At 55.1% G+C, this 15836-nt stretch carries 32 protein-coding genes; 1 reads left to right on the forward strand and 31 read right to left on the reverse strand.

Annotated elements, in window-relative coordinates; translation table 11 throughout:
• Positions 1-105 precede the first annotated feature (105 nt).
• Positions 106-480, reverse strand: a complete 375-nt coding sequence (locus RR51_RS30595; protein ID WP_023662043.1) for a hypothetical protein — start codon at positions 478-480, stop codon at positions 106-108.
• Positions 481-801: 321 nt separating this feature from the next.
• Positions 802-1545: a hypothetical protein gene (locus RR51_RS18525; RefSeq protein WP_023662042.1), complete on the reverse strand. Its 744-nt coding sequence runs from the start codon at positions 1543-1545 to the stop codon at positions 802-804.
• A 278-nt stretch (positions 1546-1823) separates the two neighbouring features.
• On the opposite strand from RR51_RS18525, the gene RR51_RS18530 reads away from it, so the two are divergent.
• Complete coding sequence (locus RR51_RS18530; protein WP_031324879.1) at positions 1824-2384, forward strand: hypothetical protein; 561 nt, start codon at positions 1824-1826, stop codon at positions 2382-2384.
• 74 nt (positions 2385-2458) lie between these two features.
• Here the strand turns inward: RR51_RS18530 and RR51_RS18535 are convergent, their stop codons facing one another.
• From RR51_RS18535 to RR51_RS31070, 29 genes are all read right to left on the reverse strand, one after another.
• Entirely contained in the window at positions 2459-2977 is a 519-nt protein-coding gene (locus RR51_RS18535; protein ID WP_039614350.1) for a hypothetical protein, read from the reverse strand.
• Between the two features lie 407 nt (positions 2978-3384).
• Positions 3385-3771, reverse strand: a complete 387-nt coding sequence (locus tag RR51_RS18540) for a hypothetical protein (RefSeq protein WP_023662039.1) — start codon at positions 3769-3771, stop codon at positions 3385-3387.
• Between the two features lie 8 nt (positions 3772-3779).
• Entirely contained in the window at positions 3780-3977 is a 198-nt protein-coding gene (locus RR51_RS31270; protein WP_039614351.1) for a hypothetical protein, read from the reverse strand.
• Positions 3974-4201: a hypothetical protein gene (locus RR51_RS30600; RefSeq protein WP_128637219.1), complete on the reverse strand. Its 228-nt coding sequence runs from the start codon at positions 4199-4201 to the stop codon at positions 3974-3976. Before RR51_RS30600 ends, RR51_RS31270 begins: the two co-directional genes overlap by 4 nt.
• A 2-nt stretch (positions 4202-4203) precedes the next feature.
• Positions 4204-4746, reverse strand: coding sequence for a hypothetical protein (locus RR51_RS30605; RefSeq protein WP_128637217.1), 543 nt, complete (start codon positions 4744-4746; stop codon positions 4204-4206).
• 38 nt (positions 4747-4784) lie between these two features.
• The gene (locus tag RR51_RS31420) at positions 4785-5834 is read right to left on the reverse strand and encodes a hypothetical protein (RefSeq protein ID WP_039614352.1); all 1050 of its coding nucleotides are present in this window, start codon (positions 5832-5834) and stop codon (positions 4785-4787) included.
• Positions 5831-6226: a hypothetical protein gene (locus RR51_RS31595; protein ID WP_231115677.1), complete on the reverse strand. Its 396-nt coding sequence runs from the start codon at positions 6224-6226 to the stop codon at positions 5831-5833. Before RR51_RS31595 ends, RR51_RS31420 begins: the two co-directional genes overlap by 4 nt.
• A 740-nt stretch (positions 6227-6966) precedes the next feature.
• Entirely contained in the window at positions 6967-7203 is a 237-nt protein-coding gene (locus RR51_RS18565) for a hypothetical protein (protein ID WP_039614354.1), read from the reverse strand.
• A 10-nt stretch (positions 7204-7213) separates the two neighbouring features.
• The gene (locus RR51_RS31275) at positions 7214-7357 is read right to left on the reverse strand and encodes a hypothetical protein (RefSeq protein WP_177328671.1); all 144 of its coding nucleotides are present in this window, start codon (positions 7355-7357) and stop codon (positions 7214-7216) included.
• A 111-nt stretch (positions 7358-7468) separates the two neighbouring features.
• Entirely contained in the window at positions 7469-7972 is a 504-nt protein-coding gene (locus tag RR51_RS18570; protein ID WP_039614355.1) for a hypothetical protein, read from the reverse strand.
• 33 nt (positions 7973-8005) lie between these two features.
• Complete coding sequence (locus RR51_RS18575) at positions 8006-8302, reverse strand: hypothetical protein (RefSeq protein ID WP_052261079.1); 297 nt, start codon at positions 8300-8302, stop codon at positions 8006-8008.
• A 39-nt stretch (positions 8303-8341) separates the two neighbouring features.
• Entirely contained in the window at positions 8342-8677 is a 336-nt protein-coding gene (locus RR51_RS30610) for a hypothetical protein (RefSeq protein WP_152619908.1), read from the reverse strand.
• A 9-nt stretch (positions 8678-8686) separates the two neighbouring features.
• Positions 8687-9004, reverse strand: coding sequence for a hypothetical protein (locus tag RR51_RS18585; protein ID WP_039614358.1), 318 nt, complete (start codon positions 9002-9004; stop codon positions 8687-8689).
• 9 nt (positions 9005-9013) lie between these two features.
• Positions 9014-9304: a hypothetical protein gene (locus RR51_RS18590; RefSeq protein ID WP_023662034.1), complete on the reverse strand. Its 291-nt coding sequence runs from the start codon at positions 9302-9304 to the stop codon at positions 9014-9016.
• Between the two features lie 9 nt (positions 9305-9313).
• Positions 9314-9724 (reverse strand): phage protein NinX family protein, encoded by a 411-nt coding sequence (locus tag RR51_RS18595; protein WP_023662033.1) that lies wholly within the window; start codon positions 9722-9724, stop codon positions 9314-9316.
• A 32-nt stretch (positions 9725-9756) separates the two neighbouring features.
• Entirely contained in the window at positions 9757-10092 is a 336-nt protein-coding gene (locus RR51_RS30615) for a hypothetical protein (RefSeq protein ID WP_128637215.1), read from the reverse strand.
• Positions 10093-10248: 156 nt separating this feature from the next.
• A complete protein-coding gene (locus RR51_RS18600) occupies positions 10249-10470 on the reverse strand; it encodes a hypothetical protein (protein WP_023383640.1) in 222 nt (73 codons plus the stop codon).
• Positions 10471-10527: 57 nt separating this feature from the next.
• Positions 10528-10845 (reverse strand): hypothetical protein, encoded by a 318-nt coding sequence (locus RR51_RS18605; protein WP_039614359.1) that lies wholly within the window; start codon positions 10843-10845, stop codon positions 10528-10530.
• A gap of 371 nt (positions 10846-11216) precedes the next feature.
• A complete protein-coding gene (locus RR51_RS18610) occupies positions 11217-11726 on the reverse strand; it encodes a hypothetical protein (protein WP_039614360.1) in 510 nt (169 codons plus the stop codon).
• A gap of 93 nt (positions 11727-11819) precedes the next feature.
• Complete coding sequence (locus RR51_RS18615; protein ID WP_039614361.1) at positions 11820-12056, reverse strand: hypothetical protein; 237 nt, start codon at positions 12054-12056, stop codon at positions 11820-11822.
• Positions 12057-12365: 309 nt separating this feature from the next.
• Positions 12366-12629 (reverse strand): hypothetical protein, encoded by a 264-nt coding sequence (locus RR51_RS18625; RefSeq protein ID WP_172688331.1) that lies wholly within the window; start codon positions 12627-12629, stop codon positions 12366-12368.
• 88 nt (positions 12630-12717) lie between these two features.
• Positions 12718-12969, reverse strand: a complete 252-nt coding sequence (locus RR51_RS18630) for a hypothetical protein (RefSeq protein WP_023662156.1) — start codon at positions 12967-12969, stop codon at positions 12718-12720.
• 12 nt (positions 12970-12981) lie between these two features.
• Complete coding sequence (locus RR51_RS18635) at positions 12982-13248, reverse strand: hypothetical protein (RefSeq protein ID WP_039614363.1); 267 nt, start codon at positions 13246-13248, stop codon at positions 12982-12984.
• 19 nt (positions 13249-13267) lie between these two features.
• On the reverse strand, positions 13268-13459 hold the full coding sequence (locus tag RR51_RS18640; protein ID WP_128637239.1) for a hypothetical protein: 192 nt from the start codon (positions 13457-13459) through the stop codon (positions 13268-13270).
• A gap of 19 nt (positions 13460-13478) precedes the next feature.
• On the reverse strand, positions 13479-13676 hold the full coding sequence (locus tag RR51_RS30620) for a hypothetical protein (protein WP_063977588.1): 198 nt from the start codon (positions 13674-13676) through the stop codon (positions 13479-13481).
• Positions 13677-14055: 379 nt separating this feature from the next.
• On the reverse strand, positions 14056-14274 hold the full coding sequence (locus RR51_RS18650; RefSeq protein WP_023662161.1) for a hypothetical protein: 219 nt from the start codon (positions 14272-14274) through the stop codon (positions 14056-14058).
• A gap of 141 nt (positions 14275-14415) precedes the next feature.
• Positions 14416-14823, reverse strand: a complete 408-nt coding sequence (locus RR51_RS18655) for a hypothetical protein (protein WP_023662162.1) — start codon at positions 14821-14823, stop codon at positions 14416-14418.
• Between the two features lie 92 nt (positions 14824-14915).
• Positions 14916-15113, reverse strand: a complete 198-nt coding sequence (locus RR51_RS30625) for a hypothetical protein (protein WP_152619909.1) — start codon at positions 15111-15113, stop codon at positions 14916-14918.
• A 286-nt stretch (positions 15114-15399) separates the two neighbouring features.
• Positions 15400-15543, reverse strand: a complete 144-nt coding sequence (locus tag RR51_RS31070) for a hypothetical protein (protein WP_023662164.1) — start codon at positions 15541-15543, stop codon at positions 15400-15402.
• Between the last annotated feature and the right edge of the window lie 293 nt (positions 15544-15836).

Consider the following 15836-nt stretch of genomic DNA (forward strand, 5'->3'; position numbering starts at 1 on the left):
CAGTCTGGCTCATAGCTCACCGGCCTGCTCGGTCCTTTTAATGGACAAGCCCCGGGAGACCGGGGCTTGGGGCGTGCACAGGGTGGTGATTTACTACGAGCCAAGCTAGTACTGGGGCAACTCATCCTGCAGCGGTCTGAACAGCTTGGTGAACGGCTGCTGTTCGAAGCCCCGAGGCAGCCGGTTACCCGGCCCCAACATTGTGAGTCGCAGCCGCCATGCTTCTTTCCACGACAATCTGCTTTGACGCAGCCCAGCGTCGTGGCGCACTGCAGCGCGAATACTTTTGATGATCTGCAGCCCAACAGCCGCTTTTGGCTCTGCCATTTCTGCCGGCGCTGCAGCTAGTGCTGCACGATGCGCTTCGGTCGACCGGCAGGTTTTGCAGGTGACCCCATTGGGCTTCGTGATCGAAACCAGATTGTGATTGTTTCGACCACAGGCAACTTGGTCCGGGCCAATTTCGTAGTGGGTTACCATGTTCGATTTCCGCCCTTGGCTGTTTTCTATGGATCATTCTCACACGTTTGTGCGGGCGTTTTTACAAAGGAATGCTCGGCCCTGCTGGAATCAGGATCACAAGAGATCTGGTTTCAGCAAGCTTTAATTACTTTTTGTGTTTCGGAAGGCGTTGCGCAACTTCCTCTGGGGTTAGGTCCTCCAGAGGGACAAGACAAGTCGCGCCACGACAAACCAGAATCATACGAACACCATCTGCAGACACACCCTTGTAGTCGCTGTGCGTACTGCGATAGATCAGGTCAAGCTGTGCTTTGGTAACAGTTGTCATGCTTGGTGCCCTCAAGCCGCAGGCTGATCCGTCTGGGACATGATTGCCTTGGCCGCATGGTTGATCATGTACAGTTGCGCATAGAGGCTGTCGCACGTCTCAGTTATGCGATGCTCGTACCACTCGTCTCCCAGGCACAGCACCGCGGAGTTGTCCTTCATGAAGCTATGGGCTTCTTCGGTGAAGCCAATATCCTCGGCTTGGTCGAAGAGATCGTCCCAGTGCATCCAGCGATCATCTCCATTCGACATGTCTCGGCGATGCGTGGCGGTCAGAGCGCGGAATTCAGCCCAGTGCGCGCCTCGAACCAAGTCCGAGTCCTGCGCCCATGCCGGCAGGGTATCCCAAATCGCCTCAGAACAGTCATTGTGCAGCTCACGGCAGATGCACGACACTAACACCTGCCGGAACAGGTCCTGGCTGAACACCTTCTTCTTGTGGGACTCGTTCAGCTTGGTGTGCAGGTAGTAGGTGACGTCATCGCCGGCCAGGAATTTCATGCCATAGCTCAAACCGACACCGAACGTTAGGTGACCAATATCGCCGACTACCGCGATACCGAAGCGAGTCATCATGATGTCGAAGGCATAAGCCGTAGTGCCCTCGGCTTTGCATCGCCAGATCTCTGCGTCGTCCTGGTTCACCAAACACGTATAACGATGATTCTTGAGCTTTTCAGCAGCACGGGCTTTGCGCTCGTCTTCATTCTGCCGGCGTTGCTCGATGTAAGCAGCACGCGAATTCGCAACATCCATGATCGGCTCCTAAGGGGTTTGGATGCTGAAAAGATTAAACTATAGGGCAACTATTTTCAACGACATGCAACGCTCTACTTTTACCTTAGAGCCATGGCGCCCAGCTTATCTCTCACAAGTTGGCGTTGATTCCTCACTGCAGATTGCGGACATTTATGCCTGCCCTGGCACTTCATGCGAACGCTGACAGAGGGCGGTCAAATGGCACACCAATATCTACCCGTGGTCCAGGATGGGAACTGCCCTGCCCCACATGTATCGCCCCCTTGGAGCTGACCATGCCTTTGATTGCGAGATTTCGCGAGTTCCTTCAACGCCGCCAGGCGGCACGACTCGATGCGCGGGCGATCGGCTTGCAGTTGGTGCACCTGCACAGCGAGTCCGCACGCGACCATTTTGTGTTTCCTGGGCTCAACATCACTGCGGCTATCGAGCATCGTGGCCTCCGCATCGGCCACGTCGCTTATGGTATTAGCCCGCTGAACGACCGACTGTACATCAGCAACTATCAGGTCCTTGGCAGTCACCGCAACCAAGGCCTCGGTATGGCGGCGCTGTGGTGCCTCAGCCGAGTCCACAGCATGCCATTGGCCACCGTGCATGAGGTCAAAAGTTCTAAGGGCTTCTGGACTAAAGCAGAAGCCCGCCTCGCTGCTGCTGGTGTCCACCTGCTGCGCGATCTTCGCCGCTATGACCTGTCCGCCGAACAGCAGAGATGGCAGCACCTGGTACCGGAACCGGAGCACATGCGACTGACCCAGGAAGTGATGAGCACCCCAGAGTGGCCGGCAATAAAAGCCAGCAATGACGCAGGGCCCAGTCCATACCGTCAGGGCTGACTACCCTCTGCGCCAACTGACCGCCGTTCAGTTCGAGTCGCTGGAGAGCAGTGCCCAATGCAGCAGAAAAAGGTTCAAGACGAACCTCTCATAAGCGCAAAGATATCGAAGTGCTGGTCATCTTCACCGGCACTGAGCTTTGGGCTTCCGACATCGCCTATTAGATCCGTGGTCGCAGTGATCTGGACCGTTTCAGGATCGATCGGCACAGCGCCTCGCAATGTCAACCGATCATAAAAGGATGGAACCATATCGACGACAAACAGCGTGTAATCGTGTGCGACTGCAACTTGGTACAACGCCCCGATTAACCTCTTGCCAAGACGCTGATGTCTCATCGTCTCTGGCATGAAGATATTCGGAATAAGCATCTGTCTGGCGCCGTGTAAGAAATGGAGCCTGAGAACGAGCGTTTTCCGTTCACTCTCCACATCCTGTTTGCAACGAGCCTCAATCAGAGATTCCCCGTCACTCGGCTCATGCGTCAGTTCGATTTTGGTACCAGTCAGGCTGTCAAACCCGGGCCTGAGCATTTCGCATATGACTGAGTAGGAGGTTTCAGTGACTGCTACCGCAGCGGTCGTCAGTTCCACATTTTTTCCTTAGAGATCGGCTTAGCCACCCAGGGTAGCTTTCGCAATTCGGACATAGCACGCACCTTAACGCTGAACGCAACCAAGCCTCCGTTGCTGATCATGGTTGGGTGGAGTTCGTACAGGCGGGCATCCTGGTAGCGCTCTTGGATGTCATCACTCTCAGGCTCTGCGGCTCGCCGATCACGACGATACCCCAGTGCTCGGTGAGCAGACCAGCGAGAGTGGGAGTGAAGCACGTTTACACGGCTCTTGATAGGGCTGGTACCACGGGGTCGACTCCAACAAGAGCGTTAACTGGGTAGCCAAAATACTGGGCACAAAAAACCCGGCCGAAGCCGGGTAGGTATCGCTTTGATGTCGAATCCCGACACGCCGAGCGCTGCTGGCGTGCACGGGGGCTAGTGTCAATAACCTTGACGTTTAATGAAGCCGGTGACCGACTCAATGGTGGGATCAACAAGCCCATGGTACGCATGGAAATGAAAATCCTGCTCCTCTTCTTCCCACAAGGCCAACTGATCCGAGTCGAACGCCCAACGCTTGCCGCCGTGGGTGAACTCAGTCCAATCATCGTTCGCTTGGTCCTGAGAATTAGAGTCCGCGGGAGCTGCCTCCTGATCGCTGACCGCGACAGCCTCGACAACCTCACAACGAGTTCGGCATTCATCCAGTTCTTTCTGCGCCATAATGGCATCACGCATTTTGTCACCAAGCAAGTAGGACACTTTGTATTGCATATGAAATTCACCCCTCAATTTAGTCTTGGTTCCAATCAAGCGCAGAGCGCTCATTCTTCTCGTTAGACAGCGTGACGGAATCGGACCAGCTGAACGGGCACAGTACCCAATCGATAGCTGTCACCGAACAGTGAAGTACCCATAAAACCACCGTATTTGAGATCCGATTTGCAAACGGTGCGTAATTCGCCGTTATGTTGAACTGTATCGCCAGCACGAATCATGTCGATGTGAGTTTTAACTGTGTCGTAGTTGGTCATGGTGTATTTCCGTCCGATTTCCCGCAGCTAATCGCCGTGAAAGCAGCCGTCGCAGAACGCGGGTAGTAGACAAGTCCACTAATCTCCAGACGGAGGCTCTCTTCAGTAATCGCACGGCCCAGTGCTTCCCAGCCGTCTGCAGTAGCATTCAGTGGAAGCCCTACAGGCAGATCACGCAGCTCTTGCGATACCATGATGCAGAGTGGGCGCATCCAGTTTTTCATTGTCAGATCCATTTATTGCCGGAGTAAACATTCACACCACCCTTATGGAGCAGCTCGCTTACTTCGCAGTAACGGTCGCTCAACTCCCCGTGTGACTTGCCAAATTGCGCTGCCAACTCACATTTGATGCGAGCCGTTCTTACGGGGCCTCGTACTGCTGATTCTTGAAGTCCCTCAAGAGCCTTGCCGAGTGACGCTGCAGCGCCTCTCCGGGCCGATAGCGGCTCTACTTCGTTTGAAAACACACTCACAGCATCAGAACCCAACGGGATAGGTTCAAAGTACTGCCGAACAGAGCGGGCCACATCTTCGATAATCCGCGGGTATAGCAAGCCTGTACGACCGTGCTCCTTCAGCACGGCTTGGACATGCGTTTCCTCAGGAACGGTACAGTTAGCTTTGATGGCGATAAAACTGGGCATGGCATTACCTCGATGTTGTCCTAACGCTTGAGGGATGAGCCACACCCAGCATGAAGATCCGCCGCCCTGCTGCAGGAGGATGGTGAGCAGTACCAGGCCATTGGCGCGGATCAGAATCGACAAAAAAAAACCGGCGGAGCCGGGTGAAGGTAGGCGACGACTTACACCGGAGGGACTACCCGGCGCACGGGTAGCAACCCGCGTTTATAATGCATGCCAATAAAAACGGGGCAGTCGGCCAGCTGGCGCCATGTTGTAGCGTCATCCCCCAAGAACTGGTCATCTGCTTGCATCGTCTCGCCTGGCGCCAGCAGGCGATACCCAGTTGCCTCGGTCCGACCAGCGCAGGCGGACAGTGCCGCATGCACATCAGCCAGGCGGACGAATTCGCCGTCGTCAGCCTGGTATTTTTCGAGCGCAGCCATATACGCAGGCAACTCAGCCAGTTGGGCCCTTAACGAGCCGCACTCAGCTTTGAGCGCGTCAATGTCATCCGAACTGAGCTTGCTCCTCTGCAAGGCCCCGATCGTGACCAGCGCTTCACGAAACTGATCAACGTAATGCCCAACGCTGGTCGCCGGGAACTTGCTCAGCAAGCACTCGTCGTCGACAGCAGCGTCTGTATCTTCGGCCTCTTCTGACGGTTCACCTGGAACCATGAAAAACTCGCGCTCCACGGCCCCCAGGTAGTCCGAGAAGCGCTTGATGTTTTCCAAGTTTGTCAGAAGCACACTCAGAGACTGCCCATGGTGCACGCCGATTACGTCGTACACCCGGGCCATGTCGCGTTGTTCAGCGGACGAAACAGATGGAGCCTTCAGATAGACCTCACCTCCACCCTCCTCGTCCGTAATCGTGTCATGGGCAATCAGCAAGACCTGGCCAGCATGCTCCAGAGCCGCGATGCCCCCTTCCAGTAACCACTCCAGTCGAAGGCCCTCCTCCTCATCCGCTTGAACACGGATTGGATCCTCGCTGCCCAGGGCCTGTGATTGCGGCTCCAGCAGCTGCTCCCCTTGGTCTGTTAACTCCCACAGGCCAGGGCTTCGCTGAACTCGCTTGAGCAACCCCAGCTTAGTGAGCACATCAAACCAGTGGTTACCGATGTCGGCTCCCTGGCCGTCGCTGGCGCACTCGTCGAAGCGCTGCAGCTTCCGAATGACCAGATTAGCGAAGGGCGGCAGGCTAGCCAGTTGTCCGTGACGACTCATGCTGCTACCTCGACCGGTTGTGTGAGCGCTTGCTGGACGGCTTGGACGATCCGGAGCAGGTACAGGTAGTCCGGATTGTCTTCTGTTGCGCGGTCAACGGGGTAATGCCACTCATCACCGAACAGAAGGGACAAGAGTTCGGAATGGTTCCAGCACTCCCGCAATGAATCAACATCGCGGAGCTCATCAAGGCGCCTATACAGCGAACGGGCTTCCTCTGCGCTGAGATACCCCAGCTCCCAATCGGTACCACTGCGCTCCCGCCGGCGATCGATGATGCACTTCACTGAAAGCTGTCTGAGAGCCTTTGCGCTGAAGCGTGTGCTGCTCAGGCCGCGGCTCAGGCAATTCAGGACGTACTCGTCAGCGCATTTGGCGACGAATTGGGTCACTGTCCTCTGACCCATTCCTCCCCAGTAGGCTGTCCAGCTCTCTCCCGCACAAGCGATAGTCAGATTCCCCTGACCGGAAATGTAGTCTGGGTTGTGATCTTGTGGCGAGGCCCTAACGCCAAGGTCTTCCAAGAAAACTGTGATCGGGTCAAGGTTCACGGCTCCCGTGATGACTAGCTTTGTTACCACAGAACGCTCTACAGTCAGGCTCGTGGCTGATGCTGCTTCAGCACTGCAGTCCATACTCATATCATCCTCATGCTCAATGGATTCATAACACGTATGCATACGTTACATGCGGGCGATTGAACTGGCAACAAAGGTACTTCCCCTTGCTTCGGTCAGTACGCCAAGTCTGCATAAAACTCATGCTGACACTCAGGGCAACACAGCTCTACATTCCGACTGGCTTCCGTGTCGTGCTCGCAGGTTTCAATACCATCAGCAGCCAGGTCGTGCGTTTCCAACACATCAAAGTCGTGCGAGCATGCGGGACAAGCAACGCTTAGGCTCAGCGACCAAATGGCCTTAACATTCGGGGCTTCTCTCATTGCAGGGATCCTTTGTTGAGTGTGCGGCCTTGCACATGGTGTAGCGATGAAATGTTTTATGGGGACATATTTGCTACAAGGTAAGGGATGCCCCAAATCACCCAGCACACCCCGACTAGCAGTCCCGCGCAAGTAGTCAAAATCAATCTAACCACTTTCGGCTTATGGCTGGCCCTGTCTTGTCCTTCGTCAGAGTTCGGTACTGCCAATCCACTGCCCTCCGAGGTATCCATCGGCGCCGTCGCGGGTGATCTGCTCATTTGCTACCGCAACAGCAACCAACTGTTCGTGAGTCCACCCTCCTTCAGGGGCGGTAATTGTTTTGAGCACGACGCCGGCGAGTGAGCGGACTTCAAAATTCGCATGCTTGACCGATGTCAACAAATCCGGCTCGCCTTCGCGCTGATCGGTAATTAGATTCAACATGGAATTGTTCTCAACCTTTGAAATCAGGGTCGACGACCCATGTTTTGCCTTTACTGGTGACAGCCAACGGCATCTTGCGAAGGGCATAAACCGCATGCGTGATGGTGAGTTTCCCGGTTAAGTAATGCTGAACAACGCAAAGCATATATCGCATCAGACTTTTCCTTCACAGTTGCGCCATGAGGTGCCTAGAATCACTGAACCCCGCACACACTTCCAATCAAATTAATATAATTTGCGACATTTTATTTTTTACGTGCCAGTATCATTTTCCGTTTTCCGTAGCGGACTTTCTACGATCATTGGCAGATAGACCAGCCAGGAGCAGCGCCGAGCCACCCAGCACCATGAACGTCAAGCCCAAGTAAGTACCAGCAAGTCCATTAACCAGGTCAACTGTTGCACGGCCTGCGGGATTTGATCTTACGTCACTCTCTAGCCAGAACATATAAGCGCCAGCTATTAACGATGAGACACCGCCCATTGCGATTTTTCGCAGCGGGAGCATTATCACTTGAACTTCTTCACTTTCTTTCACAGCCAACTCCTTAGCTGCTTCAGATTCAAGTGCATCAGCGAGGTTACCCAACGCGTCCGCAATGCGTCGCATCTGGCCGATTTCATCATCCAAGTCTCCGTCATGGTAGCGATATTCCAAAGTGCTACCGAGAGGCCCAGTGCTGGAGAAAATTCCGCCATAGCTCAACTGCTCATTGACACGCTTTTCGGCCCGCTTGATCCGCTCGCTTACATTAGTTTCAGTGGCCATGCTCGTGCTCCGATAAATTGGATGTTTTAAGACTCAACCAAAGCATCCTCTTGGGCATGTCCAGAAATCAAGCCCGTGAGAGCATATTCCATCTTCACTATTTTCTGAGTCTTCTTCCGCTATTTCCTCCGGCGTGAGGTAACCGTACTTTTCTCTCGCATACTCAAAAGCCCACTTCTCTATATCGCCCTCTTGATACGGGAACGACTCAAGCATTGACTCGCAAAATTCCCGATGAATCACTGTCTCATAGGTAGGTGAGCGGGCAGCAGCTACGCCGTAAAGCTCATCCACACGCAACTCAATGGCCACATGTTCTTGGGTATGCATAGGCGACATTCTTTTAGGTGCCTTTGACAAAGTATATAATCAGGAAAATACCCGAGCCATGTATGCGAGCGGATGATATTGAGGATCTGCGCTAGCAACCTTCACAATACGTACAAGCGAATGACCGGGTTTCACCCAGCGCTGAAACGCGGGCGTATCATGCAGGTCTTCAGAGTCGTCTACACCGATCTCCCAAGCATTGCCTTCGTTCCGCCAGGAAAGCGTAAGTGGGTCGAAGGAGGGAAAATCCTCGAACAAATGCCAGCAACCACCGGGGCAGTCGATACCATCGTCCATCGCGCAATACAGCGGTTCAAAAGGAAAACCGAAATTAGCTTCAGCGAGGCCCAGCCGCATCAAATTCTTACTCGCCATGCTGGTTTCCTATATTTTTAAGCTGCCGGTCATAAGCGAAAGCAGATTGTCTTTTTCAGCAATATCTCTCGGCTGCGACTTCACGATATTCTCTAGCACCACGCGATGCTCCGGTGACTTGCCAAGCACTTCTTGAGCACGTTTCTTCGTGCTGTTCAGAATAGCCTCACGCCGAAGCGCTTCCTGATCTTGCGCCCAGCAGGCCAGGCGATGTGCCCAGTTCTGATGATGGGTCATCACCAAGGCCATTTTGTAGGCTGCAACAGCGCTTCTGACTTCGCCTTCAACTGGATCGGTTGTGACGTCCTTCGCTTGTAACCAAGGCATACAGTTTCCCTACGCCTGAACATCCAGCTTGGCGACTAGGCGCTTCAGCCACTTGGGACCGGCCACGGCCGCCGCCCGAATCTCTTCTTCTGTGGCGTTGATAGGAGGCGTACCGAGCAGTAATGCGACGTTGGCCATGCCAACGAGCAGCCCACCGGCCACCAGTTCAACCAAGAAGAAGATTCCCACCATCCGCGGGCCGCCAACAGCCCCGGCCAGAACCAAACCAATCACCAGCAGGGCGACCATAGCCATGTTGAACCTGCGGATGTATTGCTGATGTGCTACCCAGGCTTCCATGTCGGTTTCCTATGCCTGGGCAGGTGATTTGATTGCTGGCGTCTCTGCGTCTAAAAGTGCTTCTGGAAGCATAACGGTATCGCCCAGTTGCGAAGCCACGACTGCGCGGCAGATGGCAACCAGAGGGCTATCGCCACCCTGGTAGCGTTGATCTTCTTGGCCAGAAACCCAAGCCTCCCAGCAGTCCTCGCTTACCTCGATCAAATTCACGCGGTACTCAAAGATGAGCGAGCCGCCCTGATTCCAATCGGTGGACGGCGTGTAACCCCCTGGAACACGGATAGGATTCAGGCGGAAACCGGTGATTACGGAGTGCTTGCCTTCAACCTCAACCAGTTTCTCACCATTGGCCTTAGCCACAGCCCAATCCAAGGCTGCCCCAGCCAATTCGGCAGCTTTTGCTTCCACAGTAGTGGTCATGGCCTCGTTTTCCTAGACGTTCAGTGCTTGGATCAAACCCAACTCATTGAGCGCTTCATGCTTGCAAGAATTGGTTCAAGAGCTATGCAATCCTGTTTATTTGAGGCTGAAACAACCAAATGCCGAGCATTACAATGCTGGCACTCACCGAACTGGACGCCATGACGCACAGGAACAACAAGCTCTTCATTTTTCGAGGGGTCTGGCGTAATCCAGGTACCACATTCTGCGCAGGGAAATTTAGGCAAAATCACGCTTTCCATGCGCGTTTCATTGATGATCGCATGCAGTCTGCTAGTCATCTTTCGACTGTCTTGAGCCTCTGCTATTCGTTGCTCCCGAGAACCACGGTTTTTTGCCTGTCCCATAAACAATGCTTCCTCATGCTCTATGGACGCGCCAAAAGCGCGCCTCTGTTACGGTATCAGTCCAACGCATGTCTGGATTTTCTGCGCTGGCCGATCTGGCGCTTCTACTAACCGAGCCCCGCCACTGGCCGAGGCGTTGGTTGTACTCGATATTTCCTATTCGTCTCGTTCTCGGGTTTCGTTGTAGTGCGTCCGCTCAGTGCGAGGGTCTTTGGCGTACAACCAGAAAAACATCACCCAGGTCAGGCTCGAAACAACAATCGCGCTCCAGCCGTTTCCGACCCCGAACAGCAGCCAGCCGACCAGGCAGGCAATGACGTACAGCAAAGTCACTACCAGAGAACGTCTGAACACCCAAGCGAAGTAGTCAACGTTCATCGCAGCCTCCGCCAGCGTTATCGTTAATGGCCATCCTGAATTCCTAGATTACTGTGATCAGTTCGCAGGGCGCCGTTGTCTTGCGATAACGGACACAATCAAAACACACACTGCCACCCCGAGAATGCCAAACGGTGTTGGTACGCCCAACACATGGCTTTGTGCGATGGAATCAACCAGCGACAGCCAAGGCCGGTCGTTTGGCATCATGCTCGGAACGAGAAAGACACCGAGCGAAGCAATCCACACCGCAAGTAGCAGAAGCACAGGCTGGAAGACCGTGCAGACCGCTTCCGCTATCTTGGCGAGCACTACGCCAAATAGGATGTACGGGAGCAGGAGCACAAAAATCAACAACTGAAGAATCGCTATCATCGGTACTACCTCATGTGGTGGTGGATGCCAAAGCTTCGGCACCCTTTCACTGGCTTAGCCCCGACTGGCGGGGCTGGGGGTGTCGCGGCGATTTCCTCGAACAGTTACTGTTGATCAGCCATGACAGAGCAAAAGTAGATGAACCACGTCAGCCCAACAGTCACCACAAAGAACAACAGCCATAATTTCCAGGCCCCCTCAGTTTCCCGACATGCAGAAGCACACCATCCGAGTAATACCGCGAGAACTGCCGTAAAAAATATTGCCCCGCCTAGACTCATTTCATTCCCTGCTCGATCCTGGGCACGCTTGCCGTGCCCCTCTACTGCCGCTGCCCAGCAGGGGCTGGGCTTGGGCGGTACCGTGATTTCCTACAAGAAAACGGTGTCAGTGACGGTCTTGCCGCCATCGGCGCCGATGGTGGTCATGCGCATACGTGCCCCCTCGCCGCCGCGCAGCTCGAAGCCCTCGGGTGGCTCGATCAGGAACCCGGCTGTGCGTGTGGTTGGGTCGCCAATGCCGTAGACCGGGTTTTCGCCTTCAGCGCTCGGTTTCACACTGCCAAAGCAAGGCAGCACTGCTTCAATTTCTTCCGGGGTCAGTGGCAGGTACATGTTGTTGGAATGCTGGACCAGCTCGCCGTTGCAGTGACGCAGCAGGTAGATATCGGACCCGAAAATGCCCTGACGACGGCGGATCTGGACCACGTAGCCGATCTGGTTCACCAGCGGCACCGGGCCTGGCCCAGTCCGCACATACTGACCGAACACCGGCAGTTGATCCTGGGCACCGGCAAACATGGTCGTGGCACGCTTCTCCCACGATGCGGATTGCAGCACCTGGGGGAAGACTTCTTGATAGTCTGGTTTTTCGCGGTCCATCGGCATTCCTTGATTTCGCGGGCGCGAAACTCGCACCCTGGTACTGCAAAAGGCCCAATCAAGGGCCGTGCTGTGCAGCGGGATTTTCCTTGGTCAGATTTCGGTGCTACCAACCCAGTGGGCGCCAAGGTAGCCATCGGCGCCGTCACGGGTAATCGCTTCATGCTGCGTGGCAACTTCCAGCAGCTGCTCATGCGTCCAACCGGATACCGGCGCTGTCACCGTTGCCAGCACGTTGCCGGCGAGCGAGCGGATTTCGAAAGCCTGGTGCTTCACCGTGGCAAGCAATTCCGGCTCTCCTGGGCGCTGATCTGTAACGAGACTCAACATGGCGTTTTCCCTGCTACTTCGAATGGTTGAGCTTCATGGCCATAGCATCGGTTAGAGCCTGAAGCCTCTCAAACCCGCAAGAGTCACCCTTCGGATCGAAAAAGCTTACTGGTTCACCCTCGGGGCGCTCTTTGAGGTCATCCGAAGCGGGGTTCCTGGGCAAGTAGTTGGCACCGAGAACTGGGACTTTCTGTGCTGGGCTGGTCATTTATCTTCTCCTACTCGATCCTTGGCACGCTTACCGTGCCCCTCTACTGCCGCTGCCCAGATCGATGGCTGGGCTTGGGCGTACCTGGGCGACGTTTTCCCTTAACTGGCGGCCTGCGTATCGTCGGCCAACTCAATGTCAAAAATTGCCTTGGCTGGTTTATCCCAAGCCAGCGAGAAGGCTTCGATGATCTTCTGCCGGAACGCCTCAAGTGTTGCTTGGCGATCCTCAGGAGCCAGGGCATCGAGGTCGATCAAGAAATCACCCGCCGCATGGATTTCTGCGCCCTCGCCATCGAGGCCGACTGAACGGTCCCCTTCAGTCCAAACGTGTACGGACGCTACCTTGCCACCCAAAATACCCATTCCCTATCTCCATGAATTGAGCCGCAAAACGCGCCTCCTGGTACTGCCAAAGCCCGCACTCGGCGGGCTGATGATCGGCGGCGGTTTCCTATTGCGCATCAGGGTCAACCGCGACCCACGCTTTTGCACCGTTGTAGTCGTCGCCGCCCTCGGCCTTGAAGACCACCCCGGCCTTGTCCACGGCGTACGCACCTGGGCGCTCGCTGGCCGGGTCGCGCAGTTGATCCTTCCAGCCGTACACGTCGCCGTCCCACACCAGCACGACGCCTTCACGGTGTTCCTGGTTGCCTGCTCGCCACTTCGCGGCGGTCGAGCGCAGCGCCTCGATCAGTTGTGCCATGGTCACGTTTTCCTACACGTCCTGAATGAGATTGCGTAGCCGCTCCAGCACGGCCCGAGCGAACTCAGGCGCTGCCGCATTGGCGTCCTCGATGCTGGCAAACCCGCTACCAATGTGGCCCAAATAATCCAACTCGAAAGCGCCGGCATCGTCGGTGATGGCCATCATTTCCTGACCCGCGAAACGGGCGACTTGCATCACGTCGGGGCTATCCCCCCACCAGACCTGTTGAGGCCGATTCAGGGGGAATACGTCCCCCTCTCTAACTTTGATCTGCATGCTCTTTTCCTCGAACAAATCAGTGGTTAGTCTTGGGGTCAACCCACAGCTCACGACCGCGACGATAAAACACGACCTCGTGTCCATCGCGTTCAAGCTCTGCAGCTTCCGCAAGCACAGCTGCGGCTGTCGAGTCTGGCCCAAACACCTGTGCCATATGCTCAAGAATCGCCCGGTTGACTATTTTCGTAACGTTTGGATCGTCGATCATCTGAGCGTCGTTTTCCTTGTTACCCGGCTGCATGGGCCTGAGCTGCTTTCGCAGCCTCGACCTTTGCGGTGATGTCCTGATGGTTGGTGAGTTCATTCCCGCAACGACGAATCGAACGCTCGCCCGTGCGGATCTCTTCCGTGCAGCTGGTCGGCTTTGATTTTTGAGCACGCTTAACGGTCCCACAGGACTCGCATTGAGCAATCCAATACTTCATGGCGAATTCCGTTAACAGTTAGTCGAATCGTTTCTTGGCACACGCTGAGACTGCTTTGTAACAGTTGATTGAGAGCAGACATAGGATGATCCAGGTGATAGAAGTAAAGAGCACGTACCACAACCCTACCCCTTGGTAGATCAGGGCTGGAACAGCCGTCACAAGGCATGCGGTCATTACGCCCAAGAAAAACAGATAGATTAGGAGGCACTGGAATGTTTGGATACCCGATTTCATGGAGTTTTCCTTAGTCGATCAGCTCAATGCGACCATCGTGGTACACCCGGCGATGGCCACCGCCGTTGCAGTTCACCTCAACGACGAAATCCGGCCAGATTTGTACGATTTGCCAGTCAGCTTTTTGCATGGCGTTTTCCCGTTACTCGTCGTCAAAGTCTTCAAGCTGGCCGAACAGTGCGATTTCGCCCAAGTGGGTTTGGTCTGGCTTCGCGTGCTCCAGCTCACGCAGAATCTTCTGAGCCAGAGCCAGAGCTTGGTCCTTCGGAATAACCAAACGAACAAGATCCGGGTAATGGGACTTGCCGCCCCACATCTGCTGGCCTTTACCGACTGTAAACTCTTGATCCTTGCTACGCATGGCGCGATTCCTTTGGCTCGTTGCTACATTGGTAGAGCCGCCCGGTCTGACGTTTGATTACCTTCTGACAGCCTGGCTATCGCGGGTGATCGGTACTCCGGGCGACTCTCCAATGCAGCCCCTGTGGGCTGCCGGGTTTTCCTAGGTCCGGTCGATCCAGCGCCGTTCGATGTTCAGCTGATGCTCGCGCTCGTAGAAGTCCACCGATTGAGAATGTTCACGACGACCACCTTCGAACTGGTCTGGGTCGCATGCGCGGATCTCGTCCAATTTAGCCTTGATGCGCAAGCCATAAGCGGCACGCTTCGCTTGGATCGCCTTGCACACGTCGACGAAATCCGGATCGCCTTCACCATGGCGACGGTAGGAAGCCGCCATGTCCTGGAATATCTGCATGTGCTTGTCATCCAGGTTACGCAACCCATTGGCATCCATCGGGAAAGCGGCGCCGGCGTACATGGCCATAGCGAAAGACTGGAGAAACCCAGCAGCTGAGTAGTTACCGTCGACCAATATGGCGCGGTGAGTCGCAAATGGTGATTCGTTCATGAGTCTGTCCTTGGTTCAGGTGTCAGGGGTACGGTGTCCTCTACGGCCTCGGCTCAGCGGGTGGCTGGGCTTGGGCGGTACCGCGATTGTTCCTAAATCTTTTTTCGCAGAAAGCGACCCCTGCGTGCCGATGCGGGTTGAACTCCATCAGCAGAATCAATGGCAGCGTATTCGCTGCTTAACCACTCATCCAGCAAGCACGGCGATAACCCTTCCTTCTCAGTAATAGCCTGCAACCGTCTGTATGCTTCTTTGTCCAGCGGGTCATACTCAGCCAGGAAGGCATCCATCCTAGCTCCCCATGTCTTTGCTGCTTTTCCGAAGCGAAGCACTGCCGCAAATGTTGCGCACGACGCCAGCATCGAAGTCCAGCCCGTGCCTACGGCCGCCACGGAGAGGGCTCCGACCGCCATAGCAGCAGCTACCGCAAGAGCCATGCGCGGCCCGAGAAAAGGGGGCTCAAAGAAAAAACGCGAGCAAGTCCGTATCCGGCCTAACTGCTTGCGGCGTTCAGCTGTGTCGAGGGACTGCCCCGACGGCTTACCGCCCGTTATCACTCGTAAATTCTTGGGATTTCTAGACATTTGCAGACTCGGCCATCCCAGTGAAGACCGCAGTCAATGCACCTACCATCCAAACCATCGCCATGACGTGGCTTGCAGAACGATAAAAGCGTTCGTCCTCTGCACTAAGCTCTTTCGTTGGTTTCTTCTTGAACATCACAATTTCCTGTTCATTGGCTTCGATCTCGGATCGCCCGGCCGGTAATGCGCCGCCCAGGGCTGACTTGCAAAATCATAACGCGTACGCATAATACTGCAAAGTACAAATGGCTTTACTGCAAGCGCAGCTGGCATGAGGCGGGCTGGTGACCGGACTGTTTGGTTAGAAGGAAGCAGTTAGTGTGGGCCGCCAAACGGAAAAACCCCAGCCTTGGCCGGGGTGTGTGGAGCATTTACTGAAAGCTGACCACGCAACATGCGCACTCGTCAGAGCTGCGTGCGGTGATGGCT

Source organism: Pseudomonas sp. C5pp (assembly GCF_000814065.1).
In the GTDB taxonomy this organism is placed as follows: domain Bacteria; phylum Pseudomonadota; class Gammaproteobacteria; order Pseudomonadales; family Pseudomonadaceae; genus Aquipseudomonas; species Aquipseudomonas asiatica.